This window comes from Nocardia sp. NRRL S-836 (genome assembly GCF_001279525.1).
Classification (GTDB): domain Bacteria; phylum Actinomycetota; class Actinomycetes; order Mycobacteriales; family Pseudonocardiaceae; genus Lentzea.
In genome coordinates this window covers 1-7168 of record NZ_LGDY01000168.1, presented here as the reverse complement: position 1 = coordinate 7168, position 7168 = coordinate 1, and the positions used below count along the sequence as shown (strand labels likewise).

At 69.8% G+C, this 7168-nt stretch carries 5 protein-coding genes; 3 read left to right on the top strand and 2 right to left on the bottom strand.

The features are described from left to right. Positions 1 to 272 precede the first annotated feature (272 nt). Positions 273 to 1721, bottom strand: coding sequence for a DUF1996 domain-containing protein (locus ADL03_RS43625; protein ID WP_053739553.1), 1449 nt, complete (start codon positions 1719 to 1721; stop codon positions 273 to 275). Between the two features lie 84 nt (positions 1722 to 1805). Then, entirely contained in the window at positions 1806 to 2696 is an 891-nt protein-coding gene (locus ADL03_RS43620; RefSeq protein WP_197289170.1) for a DUF4142 domain-containing protein, read from the bottom strand. Positions 2697 to 2835: 139 nt separating this feature from the next. Here ADL03_RS43620 and ADL03_RS43615 point away from each other — a divergent pair, with 139 nt between their 5' ends. From ADL03_RS43615 to ADL03_RS43605, 3 genes are all read left to right on the top strand, one after another. Beyond that, complete coding sequence (locus ADL03_RS43615) at positions 2836 to 3594, top strand: SGNH/GDSL hydrolase family protein (protein WP_157529786.1); 759 nt, start codon at positions 2836 to 2838, stop codon at positions 3592 to 3594. A 281-nt stretch (positions 3595 to 3875) separates the two neighbouring features. After that, the gene (locus ADL03_RS43610; RefSeq protein ID WP_053739550.1) at positions 3876 to 5279 is read left to right on the top strand and encodes an ABC transporter substrate-binding protein; all 1404 of its coding nucleotides are present in this window, start codon (positions 3876 to 3878) and stop codon (positions 5277 to 5279) included. Then, entirely contained in the window at positions 5276 to 7090 is a 1815-nt protein-coding gene (locus ADL03_RS43605; protein WP_053739549.1) for an ABC transporter permease, read from the top strand. Before ADL03_RS43610 ends, ADL03_RS43605 begins: the two co-directional genes overlap by 4 nt. Positions 7091 to 7168: the final 78 nt, after the last annotated feature.

The following is a 7168-nucleotide window of genomic DNA, read 5'->3' as shown; positions in this document are numbered from 1 at the left end:
GCCCGGCCGATCCCTACCAGGATATCGCCCCGCCCTCAAAGTCAAGCCCCAATCGCAAGACCACGGGCTTGATACCGCTACCCGTCAAGGGAAGGTAGAAACGCCTCGCTTCGCTCGACGGGTGTGGAAAGCCTGAGGTGAGGGAGGGGTTGTCTCGGTCGCGGAACCCCGAGCGGGCACAGAAAATCCCCCGGTGCGCGGGAGGTGCACCGGGGGAAGTTCGGCCTAGCGGAACCAGCGGGAAGAGCGGAACCAGCGGGGTTGCGGCAGCGTCACTCGCGGCACTTCTTGCCGGAGTTCACGCAGTTCACCAGGCGGTTCATGATCTTCTGCGACATCACGTTCGCGAAGTCGTCGTGGTCGGAGAAGGGGTTGTGCTCCTCCTCCGGGAACGCGTCGACCGCGTACCGGCCCGCCTTCTGGATCTCCTGCGGGATGTTGTAGGTCAGGGAGATCCGCAGCTGGGGGACGGCCTTGAAGTTCTTGGGGCACTTGCCGTTCTGGTCGGGGAACACGATGTGTTCGCGGTGCTTCGCGGAGTCGATGTTCTTGCCGTCCCAGCAGCTCGGGAAGTCGTGGATGCGCTTGACCTTCGAGCCCTGCGGGCAGATCGGGTACTTGTTGATCAGCACCTTGTCCTCGAAGCCGGTGCAGGTCCAGGAGTTCTTGGCGTTCTTGGTGCCGTTGGTGGAGACCTTGGCGTCGCCGTAGAGGATGCGGAGGAACTTGGGCATCGCCACGACCTTGCCGGTGGGGGAGCCGCGGAAGGTGAGCTCCGCGACGGCCGGGCGCTGGATCGCGCCCTCGTTGCCGGGGAGCTCGTTGTCGGCGTTCTCCTCGGGGTTGTTCTGGTTCTTCTTGTTCTCCACGCCTTCGGCCTGGGCGTTGTCGCTGTTCTCGTCGCCGTTGTCGACGCCGGGGTTGTTCTGGTCCTTCACGGCGCAGGCGGCGGCCGGGTTCAGGTCGGGGGCCTGCTTGCCCTGGCGGCTGAACGCCAGCATCATCCGGTTCAGGATGGCGGCGCGCTTCTCGCGGGTCGGGCCGACCACCACGTTGGTGACGTCCTGGGGCTTGGTCTGTTCGAGCTTCTTCTCGGCCTCGTCGGTGACCTTGTCGATGTTCTCCAGCTCGCGGTCGATCTCGGCCTGGGCGGCGTCCGGCACGTCCTCGCCGAGCAGGGAGGCGACGTCGGGGCAGTCGAGGCGGGCGGCGGCCTTGTCGGCCTTGTCCTTGTCCTGCTGGGCCTTGTCGTCCTTCTTCGGCGGGGCCTTCTCCTCGCCCTCCTCGCCGTCGTTGATGCGCACGACGGGCCAGAAGTAGGCCGACTTGTCGCCGTTCTTGCAGGTCGTGCCGGCCTTCGCGAGCGACTTGTTGTTCGAGTCCGCGTTCGTGGAGAGGTTGCCGACGTAGTCGTGCAGGTGCTGGGCGCCGTTGCGGACGCCGGGCTGCGCGATGAAGTTGTCCGGGTTGAAGTGCCCGTTCTCGTTCCGGCCGCAGTCGACCGTGAACGTGCCCGTGGTGGCGTCGTTCTCCGGTTTTGGTTTTTTGACGTTCGGCTTCACCTTGGTGATGTCGACGAACTGCGACTTGTCCGCACCGTCGGCGAGCGCGGCGCCATCAGAAGAACTGATGGCCACCACCGCGGCACCGCCGGCGACCAGGGCCATCGCCGCTGCGGCGGCGGTCAGCCAGATCGTGGATTTCCTCCGGTGAAAAGCCATTTGCCACCTCGTGGTTGTCCGGTAAAACGGCATGGTGAAGCGACGGCTGTGAGCCGTGTCGTTCGAGTGGTACTCGGTGTGCGGTCAGTAGGTGCGAGATTTCCGACGGGTGGTCTTCTTCTTCGACCGGGAGATCATTCGCATTCCGACCAGTGCCAGAGCGAGAACCGCGATGGCGCCGAAGAAGACGCCGTTGTTGTCACCGAACACGCCCTTTTCCGCGGTGCGCGTGAACTTCGTGCCCTCCGGCACCGTCGGGATCACCCCGTCGGTCGGGTTGGCCGCGGTGTCGGAGTCGGGCGCGGCCCCGGTCGGTTCCGGGGTTCCGGAGGCGGCCGTCGGTGCGGCGAGCGGTTTCGGTGACTCCAGGCCGGCAAAGTCGACGCGACCGGTCTCTTCGAGCACCTTCATGTGGTCGAAGACGGTGATCATCGCCTGGGTGGAGAGGATGCGGACGAGCTCGTTCTTGGTGCCGGCCCGGATCTGCGCGGCGTAGGCGTAGACCTTGCCGTGCGCCGCGCGGAGCCGGTTGGCGAAGACGGCGTCGAACTCGTCGCCGTTCGCCGCGTCCATCTCGGCGAGCCAGCCCTTCTGCTCGTCGGTGGCCTCGGTGGGCAACGTGTGGCCGAGCAGCACGCCCGCCCTGTTCACCACGTTGTCCAGCAGCGTGTGGCCCTCGATGAGGTGCTTGCAGGCCTCCTGGATCTTCGGCTGGTCCGGCCGTTTGGCCTTGCCCTTGTCGCCGGCGGGCTTCTCCCAGAGCCCGGCTTGCTTCACCCGGTTCAGGAAGTCCCGGTCGGCCGGGCCGAGCGGTCCCCACTGCGTCTGCACGACCTCGTCGCCCGTTCCGCCGCTGCCGGGCGGCGGCGTGGAGATGGGGGTGGAGGGGGCGGCGGGCTGGCCGATCGCGCTCCCGGTGCTGAGCAGCGCGGCCAGCGCACAGCCGGCCAGCGCGACCAGCAGTCGCGTCGGCATCGCCAGGTCCATGGGGAGTCGCACGAACTGGAGTACGGCCCACGCGGGGAGTGCGCCTCAGTTCGAGACCCCTGCGTTATCGAACCGTTACCGAACCCCGCGCAACCCGGCTCCGGACGGCCGACCTACCGTGGACGCCATGAGCAAGCGTTTTGTGGCGTTGGGGGACTCGTTCACCGAGGGAGTGGGCGACGACGACGCCGGCAGGCCGAACGGTGTGCGGGGCTGGGCGGATCGCGTGGCCGAGGTGCTGGGGGCGATGGACCCGGAGTTCGCCTACGCCAACCTCGCCGTGCGCGGCCGGCTGCTGCCGCAGGTGTTGACCGAACAGCTCGAGCGCGCGCTCGCGATGAAACCGGACCTGGTGTCGCTGTACGCGGGCGGGAACGACCTGATGCGCCCGAAGGTGGACATCGACGCGCTGATGCGCCGGTACCGGGCCGCCGTGGCGCGGCTGACCGTCGCGGGCGCGCGCGTGGTCCTGTTCACCGGCGTCGACGGCGCGGACGACCCGGTGTTCCGCAGAATGCGCGGGCGGGTGGCCATCTACAACGAGCACGTGCGCGCGATCGCCGCCGAGCACTCGTGCGTGCTGGTCGACATGTGGTCGATGCGGCAGCTGCGGGACCGGCGCATGTGGTCGGTGGACCGGCTGCACCTGAACGCGCTCGGGCACCGGGAGGTCGCGATCTCAGTGCTGGAGGGACTCGGCGTGCCGCACGCGTTGCAGCGGACCGTGCTGGACATCGCGCCGCTGGTGGACCGGCGGGTGCGGCGGGCGGAGGACCTGCGGTGGGCGCGCGAGCACGTGGTGCCGTGGGTGGTGCGGCGGCTGCGCGGGCAGTCGTCGGGCGATGTGGTCCGGCCGCGGTGGCCGGAGCTGCTGCCGCCGTCGTGAGCTGAGGCGTCACGTCCGGGCCGCCTGGCTCGTTGAGCAGGTAGGGGCATCCGTGCTGCGCGCTGCGGATTGATCTTCCTGGTCGTGAGAACACGTTGTAGCAATTGTTGTCTCGCGAGTCCTCTTGGATCCGCTTTGGTGGTTCTGAGCTGAACTTCTATCCGTATCGCTCGTGATCGACACTAAGTAGAACACGTTCTAGAAATCCGGTCCGCCACACGGGTGAATCGGCCGGTGCGACGGGGCCTCTGGACCGATGCAGGGTCCTAGCGTTCGACCGCATGCGACCCAGGGCTGCGCTGATCGTGCTGGCGACGTGCGTGTTGGTCGCGGGCTGCGGCAGCAGGATCACCGACGAGCAGCGCGCGGCACTCGTCGCGCCGCGCGCCGGGACCGGCGTCGGTCCCGGCGAGGACGCCGCTGTCGGGGACAACGGTGCGGTGCCGGGCACCGAGGGCGTTGCGGGCCAAGAGCAGAACAACAACCCGCAGCAGCCGAACCAGCAGCCGAACCCGCCGGGCAGCATCGCCGGCGGGTGCCAGGGGACCGGTGGCGCGACGGACAAGGGCGTCACGGCCGGTGAGATCACGATCGCCAACATCTCCGACATCAGCGGGCCGGTGCCGGGGATCTTCCAGTCCGCGCAGCAGGCGACCAAGGCGTTCGTCGAGTACTTCAACGCCACCCAGGGCGCGATCTGCGGCCGCAAGCTGAAGCTGGTGTCGTTCGACTCGCGCACCGACAGCGGCGGTGACCAGCAGGCGACGGCGCAGGCGTGCGAGCAGGCGTTCGCGCTCGTGGGGTCGATGTCGGGGTTCGACCAGGGCGGCGGGCCGGCGGCGACGAACTGCGGCATCCCCGACCTGCGCGCCTCCACGGTCACGGTGCAGCGGCAGCGGGTGCCGGTGAGCTTCGGGGCCGCGTCCAACGTCGTGAACCTCGTGTCGTCGGCCGGGCCGGACCTGGTGAAGTCGGCCTTCCCCGGCGCGATCGGCAGCGCCGCCTACCTCTACCTGAACGTCGACGCCAGCTCCCAGAACGCCCGCAGCATGCAGAAGGCGGCCGAGCAGCGCGGGATCAAGTTCGTCTACTCGCAGGCCATCGACATCGCGGACGTCAACTACGCGCCGTACGTGGCGAAGCTCAAGGAGACCGGCGCCAAGATCGTCTACTGGATCGGGTCGGCGCAGTACGCGGTGCGGCTGCAGCAGGCCATGCGGCAGCAGGGGTACACGCCGGAGGCGTTCATCACGGACCCGAGCGCCTACGACCCGCAGTACATCCGGCAGGGTGGCGCGGCGGTCGACGGGACGGTCGTCTACACCAACGGCGCGTTGTTAGAGGAGAACAACGCCCAGGTCGCGCTCTACCGGCAGTGGCTGGGCCGGATCGCCCCCGGTGCGGCGCCGTCGTACTTCGGCATGTTCGCGTGGGCGGCGGCGCGGTTGTTCGTGACGAGCGCGGCGAAGGTCGGGCCGCAGCTGACCCGCAAGGCGGTGCTGGACCAGGTGCGCGGCGTGCGCGAGTTCACCGCGGAGGGGATGGTCGCGCCGCAGGACGTCGGCGGGAAGCGGACGTCGGCCTGCATGACGCTGGTGCGGCTCAAGGGCGGGACGTGGAGCAGGCTCGCGCCGGCGTCCGGGTACTCGTGCGGCGCGTTGATCGACACGGGGGTCGGCGGATGACGGCACTGCTGGCCTACACCGTCTTCGGCCTGGTCACCGGCGGCGCGTACGCGGTCGTCGCCGGCGGGCTGGTGCTCACCTACAGCACGTCGAAGGTGTTCAACGTCGGCCACGGCGCGATCGGCATGGTCATGGCGTTCCTGTACTGGGAGCTGGCCGAGAACCGCGGGCTGCCGCAGTGGCTCGCGCTGCTGGTCGTGGTCGGCGGGTGCGCGCCACTGTTCGGGCTGGTGGTCGAACGGTTCGTCATGCGCCGGCTCGCGGGCGCGCCGGTCGGCATCACGCTCGTCGCCGGAGTGGGCGTGCTGGTCGGGCTGATCGGGGTGGCGCAGGTGGTCTGGCCGCCGCAGGCCCGCCCGGTGCGGCCGTTCCTCGCCGAGTACGGCGTCCACATCGGACAGTCGTTCGTCAGCGGCCACGACCTGGTCACGCTGGCGTCGGCGGTGCTGGTGGCCGGCGGGCTGTACCTGCTGCTGAACCGGACGCGGACCGGCCTCGCGATGCGGGCGTGCGTGGACGCGCCGGAGCTGGCGGCGCTGTACGGGGCGCGGCCGCACCGGTTGTCGGCGCTGAGCTGGGCGATCGGGTCGGCGCTCGCGGCGCTGGGCGGCATCCTGCTGACACCGGTGGTGCAGCTGGACTACGTGACGATGACGTTGCTGGTGATCACCGCCTACACGGCCGCTCTGGTGGGGAGGCTGCGGAGTCTGCCGTGGACGTTCGCAGGGGCGCTGGGACTCGGGCTCGTGCAGTCGTACGCGGTGGCGTACCTGCCGTCGTCGCCGTTCTGGATCTCGTTCCGCGCGGCCATCCCGGCGCTGCTGCTGTTCGTGGTGCTGCTGGCGATGCCGCAGTCGCCGTTGCGGATCGGCGGGGTGCGCGGATCACGTGGGCTCGCGGTGCCGGGCGGCGTGCCGACCGCGGTCGCGGCGGTGGGGTTCGCCGGTGTGGTGGTCGCGCTGGCGTTGCTGACCGACGGGGTGGTGGCCGGGCAGCTGGCGCTGGGGCTGGTGTTCGGGATCGTGCTGCTGTCGATGGTGCTGCTCACCGGCTACGGGGGAGTGGTGTCGCTGGGGCAGTTCACGTTCGTCGGCGTGGGTGCGGTGGTGGTGGCGCGGCTCGGCACGTCGCCGGTGACGTTGCTGCTGGCGGCCCTGGTGTCGGCGGCGGTCGGGGCGTTGATCGCGTTGACGGTGCTGCGGGTCAGCGGCCTCTACCTGGCGCTGGCCACCCTGGGGTTCGCGCAGCTGATGGACAAGCTCGTGCTGCAGTCGCCGATCGCGTTCGGGGTGCGCGGCAGCCTGGAGGTGCCCCGGCTGGTGTCGTCCGCCGCGGCTCAGCTGGTGCTCGCGGGGGTGGTGTTCGCGCTGGTCGGGGCCGGGGTGCTGGCCATCAGGCGCGGCCGGCTCGGGCGGCGGATGATCGCGGTGAAGGACAGCTCGGCGGCGTGCGCGACGCTCGGGATGAACGTGCGGTGGATCCGGGTCGGCGTGTTCGCGCTGTCGGCGGCGATCGCGGGCCTGGCCGGCGGGTTGTTCGCGCAGCTGCGGGAAACCGTTGCGGCCAGCGACTTCCAGCTGTTCAACAACCTGCCGCTGCTGCTGTTCGCCGTGATCGCCGGGGTGACGTCGGTGTCCGGCGCGCTGCTCGGCGGGGTGCTGCTGATGCTGCTTCCCGTGCTGCAGAGCGGGTTCCCGGCGTTCGCGGGGGTGGCGGTGGTACTGCTCGGGGTGGCGGCGGCGGGGCTGGCGCGGGATCCGAACGGGTTGGTGAGCTGGTTCTACCGGGCCTGGTCGTGGCGGCGGGCATGACGGCGGTGGGCATGACGGCGGCGTGCGAGCGGGATGGGGCGGTCGTGCGGGACGTGGAGGCTGCGCGGTGTGTGGGGG

Coding starts and splice junctions, on each gene's coding strand:
- ADL03_RS43625 (WP_053739553.1), bottom strand. CDS start 1,721: ATGGCTTTTCACCGGAGGAAATCCACGATCTGGCTGACCGCCGCCGCA.
- ADL03_RS43620 (WP_197289170.1), bottom strand. CDS start 2,696: ATGCCGACGCGACTGCTGGTCGCGCTGGCCGGCTGTGCGCTGGCCGCG.
- ADL03_RS43615 (WP_157529786.1), top strand. CDS start 2,836: ATGAGCAAGCGTTTTGTGGCGTTGGGGGACTCGTTCACCGAGGGAGTG.
- ADL03_RS43610 (WP_053739550.1), top strand. CDS start 3,876: ATGCGACCCAGGGCTGCGCTGATCGTGCTGGCGACGTGCGTGTTGGTC.
- ADL03_RS43605 (WP_053739549.1), top strand. CDS start 5,276: ATGACGGCACTGCTGGCCTACACCGTCTTCGGCCTGGTCACCGGCGGC.